Genomic DNA, 24227 nt, shown 5'->3' on the forward strand with positions numbered 1-24227 from the left:
ATGAGTTTCACCGATCTGCTGGCCGCTGAGATCATCAAGTTCCGTACGCTGCGCAGCTACCTGATCACCGCGATCGCGGCCATCGTGGTGGCCGGGGTCGGCGGCGCCATCATGGGCGGCGCGGTGGACGACCAGGGCAACGTGCCGGGGCTCGGCACCTCGGTGCAGGTCATCACGCTGCCCATGGAGGTGGTCATCTACGCGATGCTGGTGCTCGGCGTGCTGATCGCGACCGGCGACATGCGCAGTGGCACCTTCCGCATCACCTCGGTCATGGCCCCGTGGCGCAACCGGGTGGTGGCCGCCAAGTTCGCCGCCGCTGCGGCCGTCGCGCTGGTCATCACGATCGTCGCGCTGGCCGCGGCCTGGGTGGGCGGGCTGATCACCGGCGGCAGCCGGTTCTCCCCGCTGGACGGCGACGGCACCATGCTCATCCTCACCCACCTGGTGGCTGTGCCGCTGGCGACCGTGCTGGGCGCGGCGGTCGGCATGTTGCTCAGGAACACCGCCGGAGCCATCTCCGCGCTGCTGATCTGGGCGCTGGCCGCCGAGGCGGTGCTGGTCTACACGGTCCCGGCGGAGGTGGTGGCGTTCCTGCCGTTCAAGACGGTCGGCGCCGCCGCGGCCAACCTCAGCCTCGGGGCCCTGCCTGGGCTGGGGATGTTCACGCTGTACGTGGGGATCGCGGCGGGCCTGGCGCTGTACTTGCACCAGCGCCGTGACCTCGGCTGATCGTCACGGGGCCGCGGGACCTCAGCCGGGGTTCCGCGGCCCGGGAGCCGCTCCTGACTGTTGACACCATGTTGACCTTGGTGTTTATATGTGCCCAAAGCACTGCTTTTGGGTAATCGCACTGTCACGGGAATTGCGGCGGTTGACAACGGTTCTTGGCGCTCCAGCTTCCCGGTCGCAGAGGAAGTGGGGTTCCGTCCCGCATGAAGGCCATTCTGCAGGCGGAGAACCTCACCAAACGATTCGGCTCACTGGAAGCCGTGAAAAATGTGAGCTTCGAGGTCCGTGCCGGTGCAATCACCGGTTTTCTCGGGCCCGACGGCGCGGGCAAAACAACGACGCTGCGCCTTTTTCTCGAACTCGTCCGCCCCACTTCGGGGGCCGCGCTCATCGACGGCAAACCGCTGCACGAATGGCCGGTTCCCGCCCGCAAGATCGGCGCGGTGCTGGACGGCCACTGCGCGCACCCCTCCCGCCGCGCCGTGGACAGCGTCCGCTGGGCCGCCCGGCTGGCCGGCGCGGCCGCCGACGCGGAGGAACTCCTGGCCAGGGTGGGTCTGTCCGAGGTGGCCGGCCGGCGCACCGGCTCCTTCTCGCGCGGCATGCTGATGCGCCTCGCGCTGGCCATCGCGCTGGCGGGCGACCCGGAGATCGTGCTCCTGGACGAGCCGATGAACGGGCTCGACCCCGAGGGCATCACCTGGATCAAGGACGTGCTGCGCGAGCTGCGCGGCCAGGGGCGCACGGTCCTCATCGCCAGCCATCTGCTGGCCGAGCTGGAGGATCTGGTGGACGACCTGGTGGTGATCGCGCAGGGTGAGATCGTGGGCAGCGGCTCGGCCGCGGCCTTCGTGGACCGGTTCCAGCCGAACACCCTCAGCGTCCTGTCCGACCAGCCCCAGGAGCTCGCCACCGCGGTGAACGGCGCGGGCGGCCAGGTTCTCGACATCAACGGCCAGCGCGTGCTGATCAGCGGCCTGGGCTCGGCCCAGCTCGGCAGGGTCGCCCGCGACGCCGGCGTCGCGCTGTTCGCCCTCACCGAGGAACGCGGCCCGCACATGGCCTTCACCACCGCCACCCACCCCGAAACCGACTCGCCCCCGGACAACGGGCACGAGTGAGCCGGGCCCCGGTGGCTAGGCGGGGTGAATGCCCAGGCCGCCGCCGTTGATGAAGGCGCGGGCCAGTTTCGCGCGGCGGGCCGTACGTTCCATCCCGGCGACCCTGGCGATCTCCTCGGCGGTCGCCAGGTCGTCGAAGGCCGCCTTGGGGTCGCCCAGCAGGATCCGGGTCGTGCCGAGGTCGAGCAGGATGTCGGACTGCACCACCCGGTCGCCGATGTGGATGGCGATCTCCAGCGCCTCGATCAGCTCGGGGCAGGCCTTCTCCGGCGTCCCCGCCTTGGTCGCGTGCATGGCCACGGCCCGCCGGATGCGGGCCTCGCTGCGCAGGCTGCCCGCCTCCCTGCACAGGCCGAGCGCCCGGTCCAGGCAGCTCTGCGAACCGGCCTCGTCGCCGGTGCTCTGCAACACCGTGGCCAGCCCGACCAGGGCCTCGGCCTCGGCGATCCCGTCACCGCTGCGGTGCAGCGCCGTGGCCGCCTCCTGGTAGGTCTCCCGCGCCATGGCCGGCGTGCGGTGCATCCGGTCGAGGTCGCCGATCAGGTTGAGGGTCAGCCCCCGCCCCTGCTCGTCGCCCAGGCCCTGGAAGAGCGCGAGCGCCTCCCGCAACTGCCGCGCCGCGCCGATGTGGTCGCCCACCAGCAACGAGCGATAACCCAGCGAGTACGTCAGCACGGCGTGCCCACGTACGTTGGCCCCCCGCCTGACACTCGCCAGCGCGACCTGGTGCGACTCCAGCCACTCGTGGAAGTGGGCGCCGCCCTCGAAGATCGCCAGCGGCGCCACGGCCAGCTCCCAGCAGGTCTCGGGCTTGGACACGGCCCGCCGTACCAGGGACAGGTGGGTGCCGATGTTCGCCTCGAACCAGGCCGAGCCCTGTCCCATCCAGGCCCGCGCGCCGGCGGCGCTGAAGCGGGGCGCGGTGCCGCGCGGGATGGAGCCGTCCTTGCCGCGCATCGACTCGTGCGCGGCGTCGGTCAGGGCCAGCCAGCTTCCGAAGGCCCGTTCCACGGCCTCGGTCAGGTCGCGCTCGTCGTCCTCGACCCGGGCGCGGGCGGCGCCGAACGCCAGCATCAGCTCGTGGCAGCGGTAGCGGGCGCCGTCGGAGAGGGGTTTGACGAAATGGGTTTCGGACAGCTCTTCCAGCAGGTCCTCGGCCGTGTCAAGGGGAACGTCGGCGAGTGCGGCGGCGGTCGTGGGGGTGAGGTCGGGGACGCCGTGGAAGCCGATCCTGCGGATCAGCGAGCGCGGCGCCGCAGGCAGCGCGTGGTAGCCGTTCAGCAGTGTGGACATGATGCCCTTGCCGCCGTGCCGCAACTCGCCGATCATCCTCGACGGCTCGGCCAGGCGGTCGGCCAGGCGCGGCAGGCCGAGTTGCGGCCGGGCGGCCAGCTTGGCGGCCACGATGTTCAGAGCGGCGGGCAGCCCGGCGCACAGCGCCACGATGCGGTCGGCGGCCGCGGGCTCGGCCCGCATCCTGCTCCATCCCGCGCCCGTCGCCAGCAGGGTCCTGGCCGCGGCGGCGTCCAGCGCGGAGACGGTCACCGTGACCGCGTCGCGGGGCAGCGCCAGCGGAGAACCGCTGGTCACAAGTACGGCCGAGCCGGAGCGGCCGGGCAGGAACGGCAGCACCTGCTCCGCGTCGGTCACGCCGTCCAGCATGATGAGCACCCGGCGCACGGCCAGGAGGCTGCGCAGGAGCGCGGCGCGCGCCCCGGCGCCCTCGGGGATCTCCTCGGCCGCCACCCCGAGCGTGGTCAGGAAGTCCGCCAGCACCTCGGCCGGGTCGGCGAGGTCGTCGGCGAATAACTGCCCATCGGGGAAGCCGCCGGACACCCGGTGCGCGGCCTCCAGCCCGAGCGCGGTCTTGCCGACGCCGGCCGAGCCGGTGATCACCACGAGCGGGGGCGTCAGCCGTTCCGACAGCGCGTCGATGGTCCGCCGCAGGTCCGCGTCGCGCCCCGGCAGCACGCCTGGGCGGGCGGGAAGTTGCCTGGGCACCTGCGCGTCCAGGTCCTCCGAGTCCAGCACCACGTCCTGGCGCAGGATCCGCAGCCGCAGGTCGCTCAGCGCGGGGCTGGGGTCGGTGCCGAGTTCGCCGCGCAGTCGCTCGGTCATGTCGGTGAAGACCTGCAGCGCCTCGCTGGCCCGGTGCGAGCGGTAGAGGGCGATCATGAGCTGCGCGTGGAAACGTTCCTTGAGTGGGTGCTGGTCGGTCAGGTGCTGCAGCTCCGCGATCAGCTCGCGGTGCCGTCCGAGCACCAGGGCGGCGTCGATGCGGGCCTCGACGGCGGCCAGCCGCCGCTCGTTCCAGGCCGCCGCCTCGGTCAGGAACGCCTCGCTCTCCAGGCCGGACAGCGCCGGGCCGCGCCACAGTTCGAGCGCGGCGCCCAGGGTCTCGGCGGCCTTGGCGTGGTCTCCGTCGGCGGTCTGCCGACCGGCCTGGTCGTACAGGCGCATGAACTGGAAGGCGTCGATGTGGTCCTCGTCGGCGTCGAGGCGGTAGACGTTGTCCTGCACGTCGATCGTGACGCCGCTGCGCCGAAGCTCGCCGATCCCGCGATGCACCTGGTTCCTGGCGCTCTTGGCCGGTGTGTCCCCGTAGATCGCGTCGATGAGGCCCTCTGCCGATGCCGAGTGCCCCGGGCTCAGTAGCAGGTGTGCCAGCACCGCTCGTGACCTGCGGGTGCTGAGCCTGATCTCGTCGCCTTGCCGCCAGATTGCCGGTTGCCCCAGGATTCCGAAGTGCATCAACAGCACCTGCCCCCTTTTGCCGCTTTCCGATCATCGTTCGGACAGCTCAATCGTGGCCATCGCAAGTGTGACGGCACTGACTTGCAACACACTTTCGGCTTGCCTTAAATTAAGGGATCTTGACAAGTGTTGCTGGGTTATTTATCCCCTAGTGCACGAAATATTCCTCTTTGTCGTCTTAAGCGCATGATAGATGTCACATCGCTTCGATGACATAGGCTCCTACCGGGGCAAATAGCCCAGAGTCAGACTCGTGGTATGCCAATCGCGTCGCCGATCAGCGTTTTACTCGCCGCCGACGAACAGACCCGGCGCGTGCTGGCCACCCTGCTCGCCATGGAGGAGGGCATCGACGTGGTCGCGGAGGCCGGCCACGGCGATGAGATCGCGGAGGCGGTCGGCCGGCATTCGCCCGACGTGGCCGTGCTCGATGCCGAACTCACCGGCGTGGACGGTCTGACCGCCGCTCCGAAGCTCGGCGACCACTGCGCGATCGTGGTCCTGACCAGCATCGGCCGGCCGGACTACCTGCGCAGGGCGATGGCCGTGGGGGTGCGCGGCTTCCTCGGCAAGGAGGCGCCGGCCGAAGAACTGGCCGCCGCCATCCGCAAGGTCGCCGCCGGCGGCCGGTACCTGGACACCGAACTTTCCGTCGCCTCCATGACCACCGAGGACGACCCGCGCACCGCGGACCGGCGGGCCGCCTCAGGTGAGGGGTCCGGCGCGCTGGTCACGATCAGTGCGTACGGCCATCAAGAAGCCGCCCGCACCGGCCGGCGGCCGGGCCGGCCCTGACGCAACGACACCGAACGTACCGATCGCGAACGGGTGGATCATGCACGGCGAGGACGACGAGGTCACGGTGGAAGTCAACGGGGAACGACTCAGTGTGGATCCGGACGCCACGCGCACCATCCGCTTCCAGCCGCCGAAACTGTCCAAGGAGCGTCCGCCTCCCGAACCTCCCCAGTGGTGGGAACCGGGCACGGACGATGATCGGCAGGTCGGGCATTTCGCCGCGGGCGACCCTCCGGAACGGCCCGGCGGGAAGGGCCGGCCCACCGTGGGCCCGCCGCCGGGCCCGATCCAGCCGCCACCGGGGCTGAACGCCTTCCAGACGCCCCCGAACCTGCTCGGCCGACCGTCCTGGGAGCCCGCCATGCCCGACGTGCCCGTGTTCCCACCGCCACCCACCGGCCCGCCGACCCAGAACGCCGACCCCGTGTTCCCACCGCCACCCACCGGCCCCGGGACTCCGGTCTTCCCGCCGCCCCAGAGTGGTGGCCCCGATGTGCCGGTCTTCCCGCCGCCTCAGAGCGGTGAGCCCGAGGCGGCGGCCTCCGAGACGGTGTCCTTCCCGCAGGCTCACCAGGCGAAGCCGACGGCCGCCCCGCAGGCTGGCCCGTCAGAGCCGCCCGCCTTTCCGCCGCCCGGCCACGCCGGAGCCCAGACGCCGGGCCACGCCGGAGCCCAGTCATCCGGCCGCACTGGGGCCCAGTCGTCCGGCGGCACCGGGGCCCAGTCGTCCGGCCGCGCCGGAGCCCGGCCGCAGGGCCGTACCGGAGCCCAGACGCCGGGCGACACCGGACCTCAGCCGCCGTCCGCCACGCCCCGGACGGCCGGGGCCGACCATGGGGTGCCGGTGGCGGGGACGACCGCCGAGAGCCTGCGTCCGGACCGGTTGTTGCGCACTCGCCGCCGTCCGCCCGCCGGAGGGTGGCGCAAGGCCGTCTTCACGCTGAGCGGCGGCCTCATCCGGCTCGGCGACTCGAAGGCGGAGCGTCGGCGACAGGAGCTGATCGAGCGCATCAGGCAGCCGGTCACCGCGGGCCACTTCAGGGTCGCGGTGATGAGCCTCAAGGGCGGCGTCGGCAAGACCACGACCACCATCGGCCTGGGCTCGACCCTCGCGCACAACCGGGGCGACCGGGTCATCGCCGTAGACGCCAACCCCGACCGCGGCACGTTGTCGGAGAAGCTCAGGATGGAGTCGCCGGCCACCGTACGGCACCTGCTCAACGACCGGGGCGGACTGTGGCGCTACGCCGACGTGCGCTCCTACACCTCCCAGGCCCCTTCGCGGCTGGAGGTGCTGGCCTCCGACCGGGACCCGGCCATCTCGGAGGCGTTCAACGCCGACGACTACCGGGCGGTCGCGCAGATCCTGGAGCAGTTCTACTCGATCGCGATCACCGACTGCGGCACCGGCATGTTGCACTCGGCGATGAGCGCGATCCTGGACATGGCCGACCAGATCGTCCTGGTCAGCCCCGTCACGGTGGACGGCGCGCGATCGGCCTCCGCCACCCTCGACTGGCTGCAGGCCCACGGGCACCAGGACCTGGCCGTCAGCGCCGTCGTGGTGCTCTCGGCGGTGAAGAACCCGCGCAGGAACGCCGTCAACGTCACCGAACTGCAGGAGCACTTCACCAAGCGCTGCCGGGCGGTGATCGGCATCCCGTTCGACCCGCACCTGGAGCAGGGCTCAGAAGTGGACCTGGACCTGCTGCGCACCTCCACCAGGGACGCCTACCTGGAGGTCGGCGCCACGATCGCCGACCACTTCAACTCGGGGGTGGCGTCATGACGGCCCTGCTCGCGGTCACCGACCTGTCCCTGTCGCCGGCGCTGGAGGAGGTCTCCTTCACCGTCGAGAGAGGCGAGGTCGTCTGCGTGGTCGGCCCGCCGGGCGGCGGCGCGGGCGCGTTGATGGAGTGCCTGGCAGGCGAGACGGAGCCGGACGCGGGCCAGATCGAGATGCTGGGCGCGACGGTCGGCCCGGGTGACCGGCGGCCGGCGGGGATGGGCGCCGCCCTGCGCGGCGAGCGGCTGCCCGACCGGATGCGGATCGGCGACGCCATCAGGCTGTTCTCCCGCCTGTACGGCACGCGCGGCCTGTCCGGCCGACTGATCGACCTGCTGGAGTTGGAGCCGCTGCTGGCCAAGCGCTTCGGGGCGCTCAGCGACGGCCAGCGCAGGCTGGTCATGATCGGCCTGGCCCTGGTCGGCAATCCCGAGCTGGTGCTGCTCGACGACCCGACCGCCGGGCTCAGGGAGGGCGGCAGGAGCCGCGTCGAGCACGCGATCGGCGAGCTGCGCTCCGGCTACGGCGGGGTGTGCGTGCTGCTCGACGACCTCGCCCAGGCCGAGCGGCTGGCCGACCGGGTGGTGCTGCTGCGCGAGGGCCGCGTGCTGGCCGAGGGCAGCCCCTCCAGGCTGATCGGGCTGCTCGGCTCCGTGCACGTGCTGAGCGTGCCGCCGCACCTGCGGGTTGACCGGCTCTCCGAGGTACGCGTGCTGCCCTGCGCCGCCGCGACCTACCTGTACGGCAACCGCCCGGCGCTGGAGGCGGCGATCCAGGAGCTGGCGCCGATGGGCGGCGACCGGGTCTGGTCGATCCGCCGGCCCACGCTGAGGGACGCCTACCTCACGCTGTCGGCCGTGCCCGAACCCGCAGCCCTGGAGGCATGAGCATGGCCGCGACAGTCTGGACCCTCGTACGGGCGCAACTGGCCCTGCTGGTGCGCACGCCGCTGGCGCTGCTGGCCGTGCTCGCCCTGCCGTTCGTGATGTTGTTCGCGCTGATGTTGTTCATCGGCTTCTCCTTCCCCACCCTGGAGTTCGGCGCGATGCCGGGCGTCAGGGTCATCGACCGGCTGCTGCCCGAGATGGCCGGCACGGTCGCCGCCTCGGCCGGGATCCTGGTGCTGACCCTGCACCTGTCGGAGATGCGGGACACGGGGCTGCTCGGGCGGTTGCGGCGCAGCCCGATGCGGGACGGGGCGTACATCACGGCTCAGGCGATCGTGGCCGTCGTGCTGGTGGCGGCGTCCACGGCGCTGTTCATGGCCGTCACCTTCGTCATCTACGGCCCGCCCCGCTCCTGGCATCCGCTGGGCCTGCTGGCGGCGCTGCTGGCGGTGACGTACTGCTCGGTCAGCGCCGGGCTGCTGCTCGGCGGCCTGCGGATGCCGCGGGCCGGCACCAGGATCGCCGCGCCGCTCTGCTTCGTGCTGCTGTTCCTCGGCAGCGGGCTGGGCGTGCCGCGCGAGGGCTGGGAGGGCGTGGCGCCGTGGTTCTACCAGGTCACCACGGTCAACCCGCTGGCCCAGCTCAACGACTTCGTGTTCGGCGCGTACGTGGGACGGCTGTCGGAGACCTGGCCGGCGGTGGCCGGGCTGGTCGCGACCGCCGTCGTGGTCAACCTCGTGACCAGGCGCGTCTTCAACTGGGAGGGTACGAAATGAGAGCGGTCACCCTGGCCGTGGTCGCGCTCGCCCTGCTGGCGGGCGGGTGCGCCGCACGTGACGAGCGGCACCCCATCTCGATCGCCATCGCCGGGACTCCATCCGCGCAGGCAGCGGCGGCGGCCAAGAAGCAGAGCCAGCCCGCCGGCCAGCCGCAGGCGGGCGCCACGGTCGATCCGGACGACGCGCTGCTGAAGGTCGCCCAGTGCCTGCGCGAGCAGGGCATCGACGTGCCCGACCCCGGTTCGCCCGAGGACAAGACGTACAAGTACACGGGGGACCAGGCGACCCTGCAGAAGGCGATGAAGGCCTGCGAGAAGTACACCTCGCAGATCCCGAACCCCTTCGACGACCCGAAGGCCAGGGACGCGGTCATCCAGTACGCCCGCTGCATGCGCGAGCAGGGCATCGACATGCCCGACCCGCCGGCGGTCAACCAGAAACTCGACCCGAACGACCCCAAGCTGCAGAAGGCGGCGGAGGGCTGCGTCAAGCTGCTGCCCGGCCAGGGAGGCACCGGATGAACGGCCGGCTCAAGGGCGTCGTCGTCGCGCTGGGGACCACGGTCGTCGGCAGCGCGGTCACCGCGGGCGGCGTGTTCGCCTCGGCGGCGCTGTTCGACACCGGCCCGCACGCGAAGCCGGAGCCCACGCGTACGGCGCGCCCCGTGTCCGCCGCCACCAAGGAGATCACCCGCGGCGACCTGGCGGACAAGGAGAGCGTGGACGGCAAGCTCACCTACGCCGACAGCCGCACGATCAAGTCCGCCGCGACCGGGACGATCACCAGCCTGCCCGCCGAGGGCAAGGAGATCAAGCGCGGCAAACAGCTCTACAGCGTGGACCGCCGCTCCCGGATCCTCCTGTACGGCAAGCTGCCCGCGTACCGGACCCTGAAGGACGGCGTGAAGCGCGGCCCGGATGTCAAGCAGCTCGAACAGAACCTGAAGAAGCTCGGCTTCGCCAAGGGCGTGACCGTGGACACCCGCTTCACCGACGCGACGGAACGCGCCGTGAAGCGGTGGCAGAAGAAGAGCGGGATGGCACGTGACGGCGAGGTCACCCCGGCCGACGTCGTCTTCATGCCCGAGTCGGTACGCGTCGGCAAGACCGCCGTGGAGGTGGGCGACCAGGTCGGCTCCACCCGGCCGATCCTCGACGTCACCTCCACCGACCGGCTGGTCCGCATCAACCTGGACGCCGACAAGCAGGACATCGCCAAGAAGGGCAAGAAGGTCACCGTCAAGATGGCCGACGGCAAGAAGGTCAGCGGCAAGATCACCCATGTGGCGAAGGTGGCCACGAAGGCGGACCGCTCCGACAACCAGGAGAAGGGCGCCACGGTCGAGGTGGAGATCTCGGTCTCGGCGAAGGCAGCGGGCTCGCTCGACGAGGCGCCGGTGACCGTGGAGCTGACCAGGCAGCGTGCCAAGGATGTGCTCACCGTGCCGGTGGAGGCCCTGCTGGCGCTGCCGGAGGGCGGCTACGGCATCGAGATCATCGACGCGAACGGGGCCGCGCAGCGGATGCCGGTGAAGACGGGGGCGTTCGGCAACGGCCGGGTCGAGGTGAGCGGCGCCGGGCTGGCCGAAGGCATGAAGATCACGGTGTCGGGCCGATGAACATCCTGGAGATCCGCGGGGTCAGCAAGAGCTACGGCCGGGTGCACGCCCTGCGCAACGTGGACCTGACCGTGCGCAGGGGCGAGATGTTGTCCATCGTCGGCCCGTCGGGCTCGGGCAAGTCCACGCTGCTGCAGATCGCCGGCACCCTCGACCGCCCGACCTCGGGCACCGTCCGGGTGGCGGGCCACGACGTCAGCAGGTTGTCCGACAGCCAGCTCTCGGCACTGCGGGCCCGCTACATCGGCTTCGTCTTCCAGCAGTTCCACCTGTCGCCCGGCCTGACCGCGCTGGACAACGTGGCCGACGGGCTGCTCTACAGCGGCCTGTCCAAGCGGCAGCGCAGGGAACGCGCGGCGGCGGCGCTCGACCTGGTCGGGCTGTCGCACCGCCTGGGGCACCGGCCGTACCAGCTGTCCGGCGGGCAGATGCAGCGCGTGGCGGTCGCCCGCGCGGTGGCGGGCAGGCCGCCGCTGCTGCTCGCCGACGAGCCGACCGGCAACCTCGACTCCGAGGCGGGGGCCGAGGTGTTGTCGCTGTTCAGGACGTTGAACGCGCGGGGGATCAGCATCGCGATCATCACGCACGACTCCGAGGTGGCCGTCGCCTGTCCGCGTCGCGTGCGCGTACGCGACGGGCTGGTCAGATCCGAGGTCTCATGACGGCGCTGCGACCGGCCCGGCTGCGGCCGACGGACCTGGCCAGGATCGGCACGGCCGGCCTGCGGGCCAGGCCGGCCAGGGCGATCCTGGCCGCGCTCGGCATCGCGATCGGCATCGCCACCATGGTCACGGTCGTCGGCATCTCCGCCTCCAGCCAGGAGAAGTTGCTGCGCCAGCTCGACGAGCTGGGCACCAACCTGCTCAGGGTCTCTCCCGGTGACAGCCTCTTCGGCACCTCGGTCAAACTGCCCGAGAACGCCGCCGCGATGGTCAAGCGCCTCGACGGCGTCACCAACGCGGGCCAGACCGCCGACACCGGTACGACGGTGCGCCGCAACGACCTGATCCCCACGGGCATCTCCCTGGGCATCACGGTGCAGGCCGCCGACCTCAACCTGCTGGCCACCATCGACGGCAGGGTACGCCAGGGCACCTGGCTCAACGCCGCCACGGAACGCCAGCCCGTCGTGGTGCTCGGCTCGGTGGCCGCGGAACGGCTCGGCCTGGTCATCCCCGACGGCCAGGTGTGGATCAACAACCGCTGGTTCACCGTCATCGGCGTGCTGGACAAGATGCCGCTGGCCGAGGAGATCGAGCGGTCGGCGCTGATGGGTTTCCCGGCGGCCGAGAAGTACCTCAGCCACGACGGCCACCCGACCACCGTCTACGAACGTTCGACCGACGAGGCGGTGGAGGGCGTGCGCGCCATGCTGGCCCGCACGGTCATGCCGGAGAGCCCGAACGAGGCCAAGGTCAGCCGGCCGTCGGACGCGCTGAAGGCCAAGGCCGCGGCGGCGGGCGCGTTCACCGGGCTCATGCTCGGGCTCGGCGCGGTCGCCCTGCTCGTCGGCGGCGTCGGGGTGGCCAACACGATGGTGGTCGCCGTGCTGGAGCGGCGCAGGGAGATCGGCCTGCGCAGGTCGTTCGGCGCCACCCGTGGTCAGATCCGCGACCAGTTCCTGGTGGAGGCGCTGCTGCTGTCGTTGTTCGGCGGCGGGGCCGGGGTGCTGCTCGGCTCGCTGGCGACCTTCGGCTACGCGCAGTTCAACTCGTTGCCGACGGTGGTCCCGATGTGGGCCTTCGGCGGCGGATTAGGAATGACCGTGGTGATCGGCGCGCTGGCCGGAATCTATCCGGCTCTCCGCGCCGCCCGCGTCCCGCCGACCGTGGCGTTGACCGCCCAATGAGAGAGGTCAACTTGAATTTCAGCCGACTCAGAGACAATTTTGAACTCGTCGCGAAGTACGGCGACAGTGTGCCGTTGTATTTGTTCTCCGACCTGTTCCTGAACGTTCCCGCCTACCGCGAGCTGTTCCCCGTCAACATGCACAGCCAGCGGGAGCGGTTCATGGACGCGCTGGCGTTCGCGGTCGAGCACGCCGGCGCCCTGCACGAGATCACTCCCTATCTTCACCAGCTCGCCCGCAGCCACCGGAAATTGGGGGTGCAGGCCGAGCACTATGTGCAGGGCTGCGCCAGCGTCGTCAACACCATGTGCCGTTTCTCGGGCAACGTCTGGGACGAGGGGCTCGAACGCGAATGGCGCGAGTTCCTCACCATGCTCACGACGACGCTGGTGGACGGCGCGCGGCAGGACGCGATGAAGCGGCCCCCGCGATGGACGGCCGAGGTGATCAGCCACGAGCGCCGGACCGTGGACACGGCCGTGCTGCGCCTGCTCGTGGACGCGCCCTTCCCCTACGTGCCGGGGCAGTCGGCGCCGATCGAGGTGCGGCGATGGCCGAATCTGTGGCGCTACTACTCGATGGCCAACGTGCCCCGGCAGGACAACACGATCGAGATCCACGTCAGGGCCGACGGCGCGGTGAGCACGACATTGGCGTGCGAGATCCAGGAGGGCGACATCGTCCGCCTCGGCGCGCCGGTCGGCACGCTTACCCTCAATCCGGGCACCGGCCGTAATCTCCTGCTGGTCGCCGGCGGCACCGGTTTCGCGCCGATCAAAGCGATTCTCGAACATGTCACCCGGCTGCCCGTACCGCCGTGGGTCTCGGTTTTCGTCGGCGCCAGGGAGCCGGACGGGCTCTACGATTTCGACGTCCTGCGGACCTGGTCCGAGAAATACTCCTGGCTCAGCGTCAGGGCCGCGCTCTCCGACATTCACAAGCCGGAGATCGCGGCCTCGGGAACGGTCGGCGAGGTGGTCGCCGGATACGGCCGGTGGGACGCGTACGACGCCTATGTCTGCGGCCCGCCGGCCATGGTCGACAACACCGTCGAGATCCTGCGCGGAAATGGTTTCAGCGACAACCGTATTCGCCTGGAAAGGTTCGCGAGCAAGATCACTCCGTCACAGAGGTTCGTTCATGAATGACTCGGTGGAGCAGTTTCACGCCACATATTCACAGGAGCAGGACGGCAACACGGGGTGGTCGGAGCCCGGCGAGACCACCGGCGCCTCGTGGGAGGAGCCGCAGTGGGACGAGCCACGGGCGGCCTCGCCGAACGGCCACCACTCCGCCGAACGGCTCAGCCCCGCGCAACTGCGGGCCGTCGTCTTCCGGCGCGCCCCGCTCGGCCGCCGCGGTCTCGACGAGGACCAGGTCAACAACCTGCTCGACCGGGTCGAGGAGGAGCTGACCCGGCTCGCCCAGGAGAAGAAGGCGCTCGCGGCGGAGGTCGAGCTGCTGCGCGGGTACGTCTCCGACTCCTCGGCGCTCCCCGTGCCGCCACAGGAAGAGCCGGCTGTGCCGGCGACGCCCGTGACGCCCGCGGCGCCCGCTCGGCGGGAGACCGGGCTCACCCGGGTGGAGCAGCAGGGACATGTGGAGTCGCAGACGGTGGCCAGCCGGATGCAGGAGGCGCACGTCTACGCGGCCCAACTGCTCTCGCAGGCCCAGCAGACCGCCGACCAGTACATCCAGGACGCCCAGCGGTACGCGCGGGAACTGGTCGACGACGCCCGCTACCGCAGGTCCGAACTGCTCAGCAAGGAGCAGGTCTCTCCCGAGGCGGAGAACTGGGAGGGGGAGGCCGTCCGGCTGCGGACCGCGAACCAGGAGTATCGCGGCAAGTTGCGCGACTACTTTGAACTGCTGCTCATGAACCTCGACGAGTGGGAGACGGCCGAGGGGACCAGCGCGCCGTCGCCGCCCGGCTCGCCCGAACTCCCCGACTGAGGGGCCGTCACTCCCCGCGCCGACCCCCTCGTCCCGGTCATGCTTCGCGCCAGGTGAGCGGGTACGTCCCGATTACGCTTCGCGCCAGGTGTCCAGGTGAGCGGGTACGTCCCGATTACGCTTCGCGCCAGGCGTCCAGACGAGCGTGTACGTCCCGCAACGCCTCGTACGACCTGGTGTAGACCGCGTACAGCGGATCGAGCAGCTTGGCGTTGCCCGGGTCGGGGGAGAACACGCGGTCCACGACGGAGGCGTCGCGGCCGGCGGAGACGATGTCCGGGTGCAGGCCCGCCCCGACGGCCCCGAGCAGGGCCGCGCCGAGCACGGCCGCGCTGTCCCGGGCGGCCAGCCGGGACACCGGGCGGTCCAGCACGTCGGCGAAGATCTGCGCCCACAGGTCGCTGCGGGAGCCGCCGCCGCAGAGGGTGACGGCCGTCAGCGGCACGCCACAGGCGGCCTCGACGGCGTCGAGCACCTGGCGGCCCGACATGGCGACGCCCTCCAGCACCGCCCTGGCCAGGTCGGCGCCGGTGGTGGCCGCGCCGAGGCCCAGGAAGGCGCCGCGCACGGCGGAGTCCCACAGCGGGGCCCGCTCGCCGAGCAGGTGCGGGGTGAAGATCACGCCGGATGAGCCGGGCGTCGCGGTCGCGGCCGCGGCCAGCAGGTCCGGCACGCTCGTGGCGCTCGCCCTGCTCCACCAGGTGAGGGCGTCGCCGCCGGCCTGGGTGGGGCCGGCGTGCACGTACAGCCCCTTGGCGGGCGGGAAGCTGACGACGCCGGGGCCCGTTCTGGCCTGGCCGGAGACCCCGGCGACGATGAGGGACGTGCCGCAGGACAACAGGGCGAGGCCCGGCTCGGTGGTGCCGGAGCCGTACACGCTGCCGAACGCGTCCATGGTGCCGGTGACCACGGTGGCCCCGCTCAGCGCGGGCGGCGGGTCGATGACAGGGCCGAGCGGTGGCGGGTCGAGTACGGGGCCGAGCGGCGCGTCGGGGTCGTGGAGCGGTGGCAGCCGGTCGGCCAGCCCGTCCACCAGGTCCACCGCCTCGGGTGCGTAGCGCTCGCCGAGCCCGTCCACCAGGCCGATCGAGGACAGGGCGTCGGTGGCGACCACTCCCGTGAGGCGGGCGTTCACCCAGTCCTTGGGGCTGAGCACCCAGCGGGTACGCGCCCACGCCTCCGGATGGTGGCGGGCGAACCAGGCGGCGCGCGAGACCAGCCGGGAGGCGTCCAGGGTGATCGGGCCGCCCCACACGCGGATCTTCTCCTCGGCCGTGAACCGCCCATCCAGCTCGCGGGCGACTGCGGCGCAGCGCTGGTCCTGCCAGGTGATGGCGGGAGCGAGCGGGCGCAGCCGATCATCGACGAACACATGGGTGTTGACCTGGCTGACCACGCCGACCGAGCGGACCGCGCCGGCCGCCGTACCGTCGAGCACGTCGGCGATGCCGCGCAGGCAGCCCTCCCACCAGGCGGCGGGATCCTGCTCGGCGTGGCCGGGCTCGGGGCGGGCCATGGCGTGCGCGGTGGTGTTCGCGCGCAGCAGGGCGCCACCCGCGGTGAACAGGGCGCTCTTCACCGCGGTGGTGCCGACGTCGATGCCGAGGACGAGTTCCGGGGTGCTGCCGTTCACGACGAAAACTCTAATGGAGCAGTTTGTTGAACAATCCTTGACAGCGGCGAATTTCCTTGTCTACTGGTAGGGAAGATCCAGAACGGGGGGTGGTCGCATTTCGCAGGGGCGTGAACTGGGACAAGAGGGCCTACCGGGCAGGCGGGCGCTGCTGCGGATGGTCCCGGCGCTGGGCGGGCTGGCGGTCCTGGGCGGGCCGCTGGCGGGACGGGCGGCGGCTGTTTCGGGCGGGCGGGTGGCCGCCGGGCCGATCGTCAAGCCGCTGCCGCCGGAGGTGTTCATCTCGCACGGCACGAACGCGGAGACCCGGTGGGAGGCGCTGCGCGAGGTCGGGTTCCGGGTGCCGAACGAACGCTTCTTCGTGCGCAACCACACCGCGACGCCGCTGATCGACGCGGCGACCTGGCGGTTGCGGGTGCACGGGTCCGGCGTGCGGCGGCCCGGGGAGTTCGGCTACGCGGAGCTGCGCTCGATGCCGTCGGTGTCGCTGGACGCCGCGATCGAGTGCGCGGGCAACGGGCGCTCGTTCTACGGCACGCAGCAGGGGCAGCAGGCGGAGGGCACGCCGTGGCGGCTCGGCGGGATCGGGGTGGCGCGCTGGCGGGGGGTGCCGCTGGGGGCGGTGCTGCGCCGGGCGGGGCTGTCCGGCCGGGCGGTGGAGATCATGCCGTCGGGGCTGGACGCGGACTTCGTCAGCGGCGGCCAGAACCTGGGTCATGTACGCCGGCCGCTGCCGATCGCCAAGGCCCTGGACGACGTGCTGCTGGCCTACGAGATGAACGGCGAGCCGCTGCCGCCGGACCACGGCTTCCCCGTGCGCGTGGTGGTGCCGTCGTGGATCGGGATCGCCTCGATCAAGTGGGTGGGCGACATCGAGGTGTCCGCCGAGCCGCTCGTCTCGCCGTGGAACACCCAGTTCTACCGGTTCTTCGGTCCCGGGTACCCGCCGGAGGGCAGCGAGCCGCTCGCGACGCAGGTCACCAAGAGCGCCTTCGAGCTGGCCTGGGAGCAGGCCGTGCCGGCCGGGGGGACGTACACGCTGCGTGGCAGGTCGTGGTCGGGGCGCGGGCGGATCACCCGGGTCGAGGTGAGCACGGATGGCGGCGCGCGCTGGCGGCCGGCCAGGCTGCTGGACGACGACCGCGGCACGGCGTGGACACGCTGGCGGACGACCTGGGCCGAGCCGCGGCCCGGCCGCCATGAGCTGCTGGCCCGCGCCACCGACGAGACCGGCGCCGTGCAGCCGGCCCGCACGCCGTTCAACACCTTCGGGTACCTGTTCGGCGCGGTCGTCGCCCATCCGGTGCGGGTCGCCTAGGGCTCCAGGTGTCCTCGGGTTGGCCGCCGGGTGAATTTCAGGGGTTTCCGGCCCGTATGTGATTAGCCGTCCGGCTATGGGTGAAATTGCGGCGGTATGAACGCGAACACCTTGTTGCTGGCCGTAGTCGTGGCCACCGCGCTGGTCTTCGACTTCACCAACGGCTTTCATGACACGGCCAACGCCATGGCCACGTCGATCGCCACGGGCGCGCTGCGCCCGAAGATCGCGGTGGCACTGTCGGCGCTGCTCAACTTCGTCGGCGCCTTCCTGTCCCTGGAGGTCGCGGCCACCATCGCGACCGGCATCGTCGAGACGGGCGCCATCACGCTCACCGTGGTCTTCGCCGGCCTGGTGGGCGGCCTCGCCTGGAACCTGCTGACCTGGTATTTCGGCATCCCGTCCAGTTCGTCGCACGCGTTGATCGGCGGCGTGGTCGGCGCCTCGCTGATCGCGGCCGGAACGTCGGCCGTCAAGGGCGGCGCGATCCTGGGCAAGGTGATCATCCCGGCGGTGCTCGCGCCGCTGGCCGCCATCGGGGTGGCCACGCTGGGCACCTACCTGGTCTACCGGCTGACCCGTTCGGTGCCGGAGCGGCTGAGGGAGCGCGGCTTCCGCTACGGGCAGATCGGGTCGGCGTCCCTGGTGTCGCTGGCCCACGGCACCAACGACGCGCAGAAGACGATGGGCATCATCACACTGGCGATGATCACCAGCGGGGCGATCGGCGCGAACGCCACCACACCGACCTGGGTGATCGTGGCCAGCGCCACCGCGATCGCGGCCGGCACCTATCTCGGGGGCTGGCGGATCATCCGTACGCTGGGCAAGGGCCTGACCGAGATCGAGACCCCGCAGGGCTTCGCGGCCGAGAGCTCGTCGGCCGCGGTGATCTTCGCGTCGTCGCACTTCGGGTTCCCGCTGTCGACCACGCACGTGTGCACGGGCTCGGTGGTCGGCTCCGGCCTGGGCAAGCGGCTGGCCGAGGTCCGGTGGGGAGTGGCGGGCAGGATGCTCGCCGCCTGGCTGATCACCTTGCCCGCGGCCGCCGCGGTGGGCGCGGCGGCCTGGGCGATGGCCGCCGGGATCGGCGGCACGCTGGGCGTCAGCGTGGTCTTCGCCGTCGCGCTGCTGCTGTCGGGCGGGCTCTACCTCGCCGCCCGCCGCCGGCCGGTGCACGCCGGCAACGTCAACGACGAGTGGGCCGGCGGGCTGACCCCCGCCCGATCATGACAGGAATGGCATGAGCGACATCATCGATCTCGACTCGCTGTGGAAGGTGCTGGTGACCGCGGTGGTCGCCGGCGCGGGGCTGGCGGCGGTCTTCTCCCTCGCGCTCGTGGGCCTGGCCGGCGGGCACGTGCCCGGCCGGATCGGCGCCGGCTTCTGTTTTCTGCTCGTGGCCTGCGGGATAGTTCTCGGCCTTTACGTCATGCTGGCCGCATGACCGGTCTGAACGACGAGCCGCCGGGCGTACTCGATCCGAAGACGGCAGCCGAGCACAGCGACCTGCTCGACACCACTCCCGGGTTGTGGGTCGACGACCGGGACGACGACGATCCGGTGCTGCTGCGGGCCGACGGCCACACCGTTGACACCTGGCGCCAGCACTACCCGTACCCCTCGCGGCTGCCCCGGGAGAAGTACGAGCGCGAGAAGCGGCTGCTGCAGATCGAGCTGCTCAAGCTGCAGTACTGGATCAAGGACACCGGGCGGCGGCTGGTGGTGTTGTTCGAGGGACGTGACGCGGCCGGCAAGGGCGGCACCATCAAACGTTTCACGGAGCATCTCAACCCGCGCGGGGCGACGGTCGTCGCGCTGGAGAAGCCGAGCGAGCGCGAAAGCGGCCAGTGGTACTTCCAGCGCTACATCGCCCATCTGCCGGCCAATGGGGAGATCGTGCTGTTCGACCGCTCCTGGTACAACCGGGCCGGGGTCGAGCGGGTCATGGGGTTCTGCACCGAAGAGGAGTACCTGGAGTTCATCGACCAGGCGCCCCGCCTGGAGAACCTGCTGGTGGAGTCGGGGCTGCACCTGGTCAAGCTCTGGTTCTCGGTGTCGCGCGCCGAGCAGCGCACCCGGTTCATCATCCGCCAGGTGGACCCGGTCAGGCAGTGGAAGTTGTCCCCGATGGACCTGGCCTCGCTCAACAAGTGGAACGAGTACACCCAGGCCAAGGAGGACATGTTCCTGCACACCGACACCGAGTCCGCGCCCTGGACCGTGGTCAAGAGCAACGACAAGAAACGCGCCCGGCTGGAGGCCATGCGACACGTGCTCAGCCTCTTCGACTACGAGGACAAGGACCATGAGATCGTCGGCGTCCCCGACCCGCTCATCGTGATCTCCGCCAGCGAGATCTTCGACGAGGACCACAGCACCTCGACCTGAGCCGGCGCCGTGTCACGGAAACAGCCAGGAAACCGGCCCTGGTCTAGACGTGGGTCGCATGAGACACCGAACATCGCTGGCGGCGCTGGCCCTGGTCGCATCCCTGGGGCACCCGGCCGCCGCGAACGCGGCACCGGCCGCGCCCGGACCGGCGGTCGAGTGGAAGTCCTGCCCGGAGTACTCCGACGAGGTCATCAGGGCCTTGGGGTTCCCGCAGGAGCAGGTGCGGGACTTCCGCGCGCAGCTGAAGCGCCTGGAGTGCGGGACGGTCAGCGTTCCGCTGGACCACGGCGACCCCCGCGGCCGGAAGATCAGCGTCGCGGTCACCCGGCTGGCCGCCTCGGACAAGTCGCGCAGGCTGGGCGCCGTCACCGTCCTGCCCGGTGGGCCCGGCAACAGCGGCTACCTGGATCCCGTACGCATGATGCTCAGGAACGAGCAGATGGCCGGGCTCAACGAGCGGTACGACCTCATCGGCTTCGACCCCCGAGGCGTCGGCGAAAGTACCAAGGTCGACTGCGGGGCCACGCCCGGCGGGCCAGTGGCGGCGGGACCGCTGACCGAGGAGGCGGCCAGGAAGATCTACGACGCCCAGGCGGCCGCGAACAAGACCTGCGCCGACTCCGACCCCACCTTCCTCGGCCGGCTCACCACCGAGAACGCGGCGAAGGACCTGGACCTGGTCAGGAGCGCGCTGGGCGAGCGCGAGCTGAACCTGCTCGGCCTGTCCTGGGGCAGCCGGCTCGGCATCCTGTACCGCGGCCTGTTCCCCGAGCACACCGGTCGCGTCTTCCTCGACAGCGTCGCGCCGCCGTGGACCCGTCTCGACGAGCACGTCAAGGGCAGCTCGCAGGCCACCGAGCGCAACTTCGAGCGGATGGCGGCCTGGCTGGCCCGCGACGACGACATCTACGGCCTGGGCGCCACCCGGCGGCAGGTGTACGACGCGGTCGTGAAACTGGTCCGCGACTATGACGAGAACCCCAGGACCTTCACCGACCTGCGGCGGCCGATCGACGGCTCGGCGATCGCCGACCTGGCCCGCCGCAACTCCACCGAGTGGGCGCGGGCGGGCAGGGCGCTGGCCGAGTTGCGGGACGTGACCGGCACCACCGCCCCGCCGACCGTCAAGGAGCTCTTCGCCCCGGCTGGGCCACCCGTGCCCGGCGTGCCGGAGAGGCTCAACCTCACGATGAACCGGGCGGTCAAGTGCAACGAGGACGGCAGCCGGATCGGCTTCGCCGCGGCGTGGCGCGCCTACCAGCAGCGCGTCAGGCGACTGCCGGCCACGGGCCGGGCCTGGGGCCTGGCCGTGGAGTGCGCGGGCTGGCCGCTGCCGGTGCAGGAGAGCCCGGTGAAGCGGGGCAAGGGCTCGCTGGTGTTGTCCGGGCACCTGCATGAGTTCATGTCCATCTACGACTGGACGCTGCAGACGCGGCGCGCCGCCGGCGGCACCGTCTACACGGTCGCCGACGACGTGCACGTCTCGGCCACCCGGGTGCCGGAATGCGCCGCCGACGTGGTCAAGTACTTCAACACCGGACGCATCGACCGGGGCTGCCCCGGCATGAAGTGACCGGTTGCCCGGGATCAATGGAGATGGCCGTGCAGGAACGTGCGGACGCCGGACGTGACGGACTCGGCCATCTCCGTGCCGGTGGGGACGACGTCCGGCAGTGACGGGTTTCCCGCGGAGATCAGCACGAGGAGGTGGAGAGCGGCCCGGTCGGGATCTTCGGCGCGGAGCAGTCCCCGCTCGGCCCATCGCCTGATGCGGCCGGCGATCTCGCGGCGGACCCGTAGCGGGCCGGTCTCCTGCCAGGCGTCGATGGCCGCCTGCGGGATGTGGCCGAGTTCGGCGTTGATCTGGCGTACCAGGGCGAAGTGCTCGGCGTGCTCGATGGTGGTCGGGGCGGCGAAGGCGCAGCCGAACTCGATGAGGTCCGCCTCCAGGTCGGTGACCTTGCGCAGGTGGCGGTCGATGACGGCGATCTGCGCGTCGGCGGCCCGGCCGGCGCTCTCCTGGATGACAGCCTGGAACAACTCGGCCTTGTCGGCGAAGTGGTTGTAGATGGTGCGCGTCGACACCCCCGCCGTGCTCGCGATGGCGTCGATGCTGGCGCGGGTGTAGCCGTCGCGGGCGAACACCGTCAGCGCCCCGGTCAGGATCGCCCTGCGCTTGTCTTCCCTGGCCATCCTTGAACCTCCAGAATTACAACCATCGTTTTACATTTTGCCATGTGCGTTGTACTTTACCGCTGTCCGGTCGACACGTGAGGAGCACACACATGATCAGGATCGCCATTGTCATCGGCAGCACCCGTCCTCGCCGCAGGACCGCGGTGACCGGCCGCTGGGTCGCCGAGATCGCCGCCCGCCACCCGGCCGCCGCCGCCGGGCAGGTGGCCTTCGAGGTCGTCGATCTGGCCGAGTACGGGCTTTCGGTGCTGGACGAGCCGGTGCCCGCGCTGCTCGGCGAGTATCGCCACCCCCACACCAACCGCTGGGCCGAGACCATCGCCTCCTTCGACGGGTTCGTGTTCGTCACCCCCGAGTACAACCACTCCGCCCCCGCGGCGTTGAAGAACGCCATCGACTTCCTGTACGCCGAGTGGAACAACAAGGCCGCCGGATTCGTCAGCCATGGCGTGCACGGGGGCGTACGTGCGGTGGAGCACCTGCGTCAGGTCATGACCGAGTTGCAGGTCGCCAATGTGCGCAGCCAGGTCGCGCTGTCGGCCTTCACCGACTTCGAGATCACCGACCCGGCCGAGCCCGGCGTGATCATGCCCGGCCCTCACCAGGAGCCCACGCTGGTCGAACTGCTCGACGAAGTCATCGCCTGGTCCACGGCGCTGAAGCCGCTGCGCGCGCAGGTGGCGGCGTGAGCAGGCACCTTGGCGGTGGTGTGAGCGGGCGTCATCGCGGGGGCGGTGCCGGCATGCGCCACCGTGAAGGCGGCGGGATGGCCCGTACCGAGAGAAGACGGTCGTGAGCGGGCGGCGGGCCGTGACGCTGGCCGCGGTGTTGCTGGGCTTTCTGGCGCTGCCGATGTTGATGTCCGGCACCACGGTCGCGCTGCCACGGATCGGCGCCGACCTGCACGCCTCGGGCGCCGCCCTGCAATGGGTGGTGGTGGGCTACTTCCTGGCGGCCGCGGCGATGATGCTGGTGGCCGGATCGCTGGGCGACCTGTTCGGCCGCCGCCGGGTCTTCGCGGCGGGCGCCGCCGTCTACAGCGTGGGAGCCCTGGCCAGCGCGTTGGCCGGCGACATCCTCCTGCTGAACGCGGCCAGGACGATCTCGGGCCTCGGCGCGGCCGGGGTGATGGCCGGCGGCGGTGCCGTGCTCGGCGCCACCTTCACCGGCAGCGCCCGCACCCGGGCGTACGCGGCGATGGGCACGACGGCCGGCGTGGGCATGGCGGTCGGCCCGACGTTGTCCGGCTGGCTGGTGGGCGCGCTCGGCTGGCGCGCCACCTTCGCACTCTTCGCCGGGGCCGGGCTGCTCATGCTGGCCGGCGCCATCGGCATGGCCGACTCGCGAGCAGGCGGAAGACCCCGCCCCGACGGATCCCATCTCGACGGACCCCATCTCGACGGACCTCGCCCCGACGGACCCCACCTCGACGGATCCCATCTCGACGGACCTCGCCCCGATGGACCCCAATCCGATGGACCTCGCCTCGACGTGCGGGGGGCGCTGACCCTCATCGGCGCGCTCACGCTCACCCTCGTCGGCGTCAACCAGGCCGCCGACGCGGGCTGGGCGAGCCCGGTCGTGCTGCTCACCCTGGTCGCGGGCCTGGCCCTGTTCGTGACGTTCTTCCTGATCGAACGCCGGACCCTGCACCCGGTGCTGGATCTCGGCCTGCTGCGCGATCGCCGTTTCATGGCGTGGACGCTGGCCGGCCTCATCCTCGCCGCCGGGCCGGCCGGGGTGATCGCGTACCTGCCCACCTACCTCCAGGCGGCGGCCGGGGCCTCCGTCCAGGGAGCCGGGCTCACGATGCTGATGCTCACGACGCCCGTGCTGCTACTTCCGCAGGTGGGCGGCTTCCTGATCAACCGTGGCGTGCCGCCCCGCGCCCTGGTCGCCGTCAGCCTGTCGCTGATCGCCGCCGGCAACGCCTGGCTGAGCACGCTGCACCCCGGCATCACCGCCGCCGGCCTGCTGGCCCCGCTGGTGACGATCGGGACCGGCATGGGACTGATGATCGGCACCACCGACGCCCAGGCGGTGAACCAGGTCGCGCAGGAACACATCGGCATGGCCACCGGCCTGCTGAACACCGTACGGGCCGGCGGTGGCGCGCTGGCCACCACCCTGTTCGGCACCGCCCTCGTCACGGTCCTGCACGCCCGGACCGGCGAACCGGCACAGGCGGCGCGAATCGCCGCAGGCGAGCTCGCCGAGCCCGCTCTCGAAGCGGCGTTGCTCACAGGGGCCTGGCAGACGGCGTTGTGGTGCACGGCCGGCGTCTGTGCGGCGGCCACGCTGGCGGTGTGGGCACTGCTCGGCTCCGCCCGCCTGGCCACCACAACTGCCGCGCACTGATTGACAGCCGGGTAGCACCGGTTCAGGATCTCTGAGTGCGGGAAAACGCGT

The 24227-nt window shown here is 71.2% G+C and carries 22 protein-coding genes; 19 read left to right on the top strand and 3 right to left on the bottom strand.

Annotated elements, in window-relative coordinates; translation table 11 throughout:
- Together AB0I81_RS61200 and AB0I81_RS61205 are read left to right on the top strand one after the other, a co-directional pair.
- Window positions 1-732 (top strand): hypothetical protein, encoded by a 732-nt coding sequence (locus AB0I81_RS61200; protein ID WP_360679233.1) that lies wholly within the window; start codon window positions 1-3, stop codon window positions 730-732.
- A gap of 203 nt (window positions 733-935) precedes the next feature.
- On the top strand, window positions 936-1853 hold the full coding sequence (locus AB0I81_RS61205; RefSeq protein ID WP_360679235.1) for an ATP-binding cassette domain-containing protein: 918 nt from the start codon (window positions 936-938) through the stop codon (window positions 1851-1853).
- Between the two features lie 15 nt (window positions 1854-1868).
- Here the strand turns inward: AB0I81_RS61205 and AB0I81_RS61210 are convergent, their stop codons facing one another.
- Window positions 1869-4604 carry a BTAD domain-containing putative transcriptional regulator gene (locus AB0I81_RS61210; protein ID WP_360679238.1) on the bottom strand — a complete coding sequence of 912 codons (2736 nt, stop codon included), beginning with the start codon at window positions 4602-4604 and terminating at the stop codon, window positions 1869-1871.
- Window positions 4605-4865: 261 nt separating this feature from the next.
- On the opposite strand from AB0I81_RS61210, the gene AB0I81_RS61215 reads away from it, so the two are divergent.
- The 10 genes from AB0I81_RS61215 to AB0I81_RS61260 are packed head-to-tail and all read left to right on the top strand — an operon-like array spanning window position 4866 to window position 14277.
- Window positions 4866-5402, top strand: a complete 537-nt coding sequence (locus tag AB0I81_RS61215) for a response regulator (protein ID WP_360679240.1) — start codon at window positions 4866-4868, stop codon at window positions 5400-5402.
- Window positions 5403-5442: 40 nt separating this feature from the next.
- Window positions 5443-7194 carry an AAA family ATPase gene (locus AB0I81_RS61220; protein WP_360679242.1) on the top strand — a complete coding sequence of 584 codons (1752 nt, stop codon included), beginning with the start codon at window positions 5443-5445 and terminating at the stop codon, window positions 7192-7194.
- Window positions 7191-8078: an ATP-binding cassette domain-containing protein gene (locus tag AB0I81_RS61225; protein WP_360679245.1), complete on the top strand. Its 888-nt coding sequence runs from the start codon at window positions 7191-7193 to the stop codon at window positions 8076-8078. The genes AB0I81_RS61220 and AB0I81_RS61225 overlap by 4 nt, the downstream gene beginning before the upstream one ends.
- Window positions 8079-8080: 2 nt before the next feature.
- Window positions 8081-8854: an ABC transporter permease gene (locus tag AB0I81_RS61230; protein ID WP_360679247.1), complete on the top strand. Its 774-nt coding sequence runs from the start codon at window positions 8081-8083 to the stop codon at window positions 8852-8854.
- On the top strand, window positions 8851-9378 hold the full coding sequence (locus AB0I81_RS61235; RefSeq protein WP_360679250.1) for a hypothetical protein: 528 nt from the start codon (window positions 8851-8853) through the stop codon (window positions 9376-9378). Before AB0I81_RS61230 ends, AB0I81_RS61235 begins: the two co-directional genes overlap by 4 nt.
- Window positions 9375-10475: a peptidoglycan-binding domain-containing protein gene (locus tag AB0I81_RS61240; protein ID WP_360679253.1), complete on the top strand. Its 1101-nt coding sequence runs from the start codon at window positions 9375-9377 to the stop codon at window positions 10473-10475. Before AB0I81_RS61235 ends, AB0I81_RS61240 begins: the two co-directional genes overlap by 4 nt.
- The gene (locus AB0I81_RS61245; RefSeq protein WP_360679256.1) at window positions 10472-11137 is read left to right on the top strand and encodes an ABC transporter ATP-binding protein; all 666 of its coding nucleotides are present in this window, start codon (window positions 10472-10474) and stop codon (window positions 11135-11137) included. The genes AB0I81_RS61240 and AB0I81_RS61245 overlap by 4 nt, the downstream gene beginning before the upstream one ends.
- Window positions 11134-12324 carry an ABC transporter permease gene (locus tag AB0I81_RS61250; protein ID WP_360679258.1) on the top strand — a complete coding sequence of 397 codons (1191 nt, stop codon included), beginning with the start codon at window positions 11134-11136 and terminating at the stop codon, window positions 12322-12324. Before AB0I81_RS61245 ends, AB0I81_RS61250 begins: the two co-directional genes overlap by 4 nt.
- Window positions 12325-12335: 11 nt before the next feature.
- Window positions 12336-13472, top strand: coding sequence for a globin domain-containing protein (locus tag AB0I81_RS61255; protein ID WP_360679261.1), 1137 nt, complete (start codon window positions 12336-12338; stop codon window positions 13470-13472).
- Window positions 13465-14277 carry a DivIVA domain-containing protein gene (locus AB0I81_RS61260; protein ID WP_360679264.1) on the top strand — a complete coding sequence of 271 codons (813 nt, stop codon included), beginning with the start codon at window positions 13465-13467 and terminating at the stop codon, window positions 14275-14277. The genes AB0I81_RS61255 and AB0I81_RS61260 overlap by 8 nt, the downstream gene beginning before the upstream one ends.
- A gap of 115 nt (window positions 14278-14392) precedes the next feature.
- Here the strand turns inward: AB0I81_RS61260 and AB0I81_RS61265 are convergent, their stop codons facing one another.
- Window positions 14393-15910, bottom strand: a complete 1518-nt coding sequence (locus tag AB0I81_RS61265; RefSeq protein WP_360679266.1) for an FGGY-family carbohydrate kinase — start codon at window positions 15908-15910, stop codon at window positions 14393-14395.
- Between the two features lie 157 nt (window positions 15911-16067).
- On the opposite strand from AB0I81_RS61265, the gene AB0I81_RS61270 reads away from it, so the two are divergent.
- The 5 genes from AB0I81_RS61270 (at window position 16068) to AB0I81_RS61290 (ending at window position 21195) form a co-directional block, all read left to right on the top strand.
- Complete coding sequence (locus AB0I81_RS61270; protein ID WP_360679269.1) at window positions 16068-17228, top strand: sulfite oxidase; 1161 nt, start codon at window positions 16068-16070, stop codon at window positions 17226-17228.
- Window positions 17229-17324: 96 nt separating this feature from the next.
- Entirely contained in the window at window positions 17325-18461 is a 1137-nt protein-coding gene (locus AB0I81_RS61275) for an inorganic phosphate transporter (RefSeq protein ID WP_360679272.1), read from the top strand.
- A gap of 10 nt (window positions 18462-18471) precedes the next feature.
- Entirely contained in the window at window positions 18472-18675 is a 204-nt protein-coding gene (locus AB0I81_RS61280; RefSeq protein ID WP_360679274.1) for a hypothetical protein, read from the top strand.
- A complete protein-coding gene (ppk2, locus tag AB0I81_RS61285; protein WP_360679277.1) occupies window positions 18672-19619 on the top strand; it encodes a polyphosphate kinase 2 in 948 nt (315 codons plus the stop codon). Before AB0I81_RS61280 ends, ppk2 begins: the two co-directional genes overlap by 4 nt.
- Window positions 19620-19677: 58 nt before the next feature.
- Window positions 19678-21195 carry an alpha/beta fold hydrolase gene (locus AB0I81_RS61290; protein WP_360679280.1) on the top strand — a complete coding sequence of 506 codons (1518 nt, stop codon included), beginning with the start codon at window positions 19678-19680 and terminating at the stop codon, window positions 21193-21195.
- A gap of 14 nt (window positions 21196-21209) precedes the next feature.
- Here the strand turns inward: AB0I81_RS61290 and AB0I81_RS61295 are convergent, their stop codons facing one another.
- Window positions 21210-21815 carry a TetR/AcrR family transcriptional regulator gene (locus tag AB0I81_RS61295; RefSeq protein WP_360679283.1) on the bottom strand — a complete coding sequence of 202 codons (606 nt, stop codon included), beginning with the start codon at window positions 21813-21815 and terminating at the stop codon, window positions 21210-21212.
- A 92-nt stretch (window positions 21816-21907) separates the two neighbouring features.
- Between AB0I81_RS61295 and AB0I81_RS61300 the strand changes: the two genes are divergently transcribed.
- Both AB0I81_RS61300 and AB0I81_RS61305 read left to right on the top strand, forming a co-directional pair.
- The gene (locus tag AB0I81_RS61300) at window positions 21908-22507 is read left to right on the top strand and encodes an NAD(P)H-dependent oxidoreductase (protein ID WP_360679286.1); all 600 of its coding nucleotides are present in this window, start codon (window positions 21908-21910) and stop codon (window positions 22505-22507) included.
- A gap of 103 nt (window positions 22508-22610) precedes the next feature.
- Window positions 22611-24176, top strand: coding sequence for an MFS transporter (locus tag AB0I81_RS61305; RefSeq protein WP_360679289.1), 1566 nt, complete (start codon window positions 22611-22613; stop codon window positions 24174-24176).
- The last annotated feature ends 51 nt before the right edge of the window (window positions 24177-24227 follow it).

It is taken from the genome of Nonomuraea sp. NPDC050404 (assembly GCF_040655495.1).
Classification (GTDB): domain Bacteria; phylum Actinomycetota; class Actinomycetes; order Streptosporangiales; family Streptosporangiaceae; genus Nonomuraea.

Coding starts and splice junctions, on each gene's coding strand:
- AB0I81_RS61250 (WP_360679258.1), top strand. CDS start 11,134: ATGACGGCGCTGCGACCGGCCCGGCTGCGGCCGACGGACCTGGCCAGG.
- AB0I81_RS61200 (WP_360679233.1), top strand. CDS start 1: ATGAGTTTCACCGATCTGCTGGCCGCTGAGATCATCAAGTTCCGTACG.
- AB0I81_RS61290 (WP_360679280.1), top strand. CDS start 19,678: ATGAGACACCGAACATCGCTGGCGGCGCTGGCCCTGGTCGCATCCCTG.
- AB0I81_RS61275 (WP_360679272.1), top strand. CDS start 17,325: ATGAACGCGAACACCTTGTTGCTGGCCGTAGTCGTGGCCACCGCGCTG.
- AB0I81_RS61245 (WP_360679256.1), top strand. CDS start 10,472: ATGAACATCCTGGAGATCCGCGGGGTCAGCAAGAGCTACGGCCGGGTG.
- AB0I81_RS61235 (WP_360679250.1), top strand. CDS start 8,851: ATGAGAGCGGTCACCCTGGCCGTGGTCGCGCTCGCCCTGCTGGCGGGC.
- AB0I81_RS61225 (WP_360679245.1), top strand. CDS start 7,191: ATGACGGCCCTGCTCGCGGTCACCGACCTGTCCCTGTCGCCGGCGCTG.
- AB0I81_RS61220 (WP_360679242.1), top strand. CDS start 5,443: ATGCACGGCGAGGACGACGAGGTCACGGTGGAAGTCAACGGGGAACGA.
- ppk2 (WP_360679277.1), top strand. CDS start 18,672: ATGACCGGTCTGAACGACGAGCCGCCGGGCGTACTCGATCCGAAGACG.
- AB0I81_RS61260 (WP_360679264.1), top strand. CDS start 13,465: ATGAATGACTCGGTGGAGCAGTTTCACGCCACATATTCACAGGAGCAG.
- AB0I81_RS61210 (WP_360679238.1), bottom strand. CDS start 4,604: ATGCACTTCGGAATCCTGGGGCAACCGGCAATCTGGCGGCAAGGCGAC.
- AB0I81_RS61215 (WP_360679240.1), top strand. CDS start 4,866: ATGCCAATCGCGTCGCCGATCAGCGTTTTACTCGCCGCCGACGAACAG.
- AB0I81_RS61205 (WP_360679235.1), top strand. CDS start 936: ATGAAGGCCATTCTGCAGGCGGAGAACCTCACCAAACGATTCGGCTCA.
- AB0I81_RS61300 (WP_360679286.1), top strand. CDS start 21,908: ATGATCAGGATCGCCATTGTCATCGGCAGCACCCGTCCTCGCCGCAGG.
- AB0I81_RS61240 (WP_360679253.1), top strand. CDS start 9,375: ATGAACGGCCGGCTCAAGGGCGTCGTCGTCGCGCTGGGGACCACGGTC.
- AB0I81_RS61270 (WP_360679269.1), top strand. CDS start 16,068: ATGGTCCCGGCGCTGGGCGGGCTGGCGGTCCTGGGCGGGCCGCTGGCG.
- AB0I81_RS61280 (WP_360679274.1), top strand. CDS start 18,472: ATGAGCGACATCATCGATCTCGACTCGCTGTGGAAGGTGCTGGTGACC.
- AB0I81_RS61230 (WP_360679247.1), top strand. CDS start 8,081: ATGGCCGCGACAGTCTGGACCCTCGTACGGGCGCAACTGGCCCTGCTG.
- AB0I81_RS61295 (WP_360679283.1), bottom strand. CDS start 21,815: ATGGCCAGGGAAGACAAGCGCAGGGCGATCCTGACCGGGGCGCTGACG.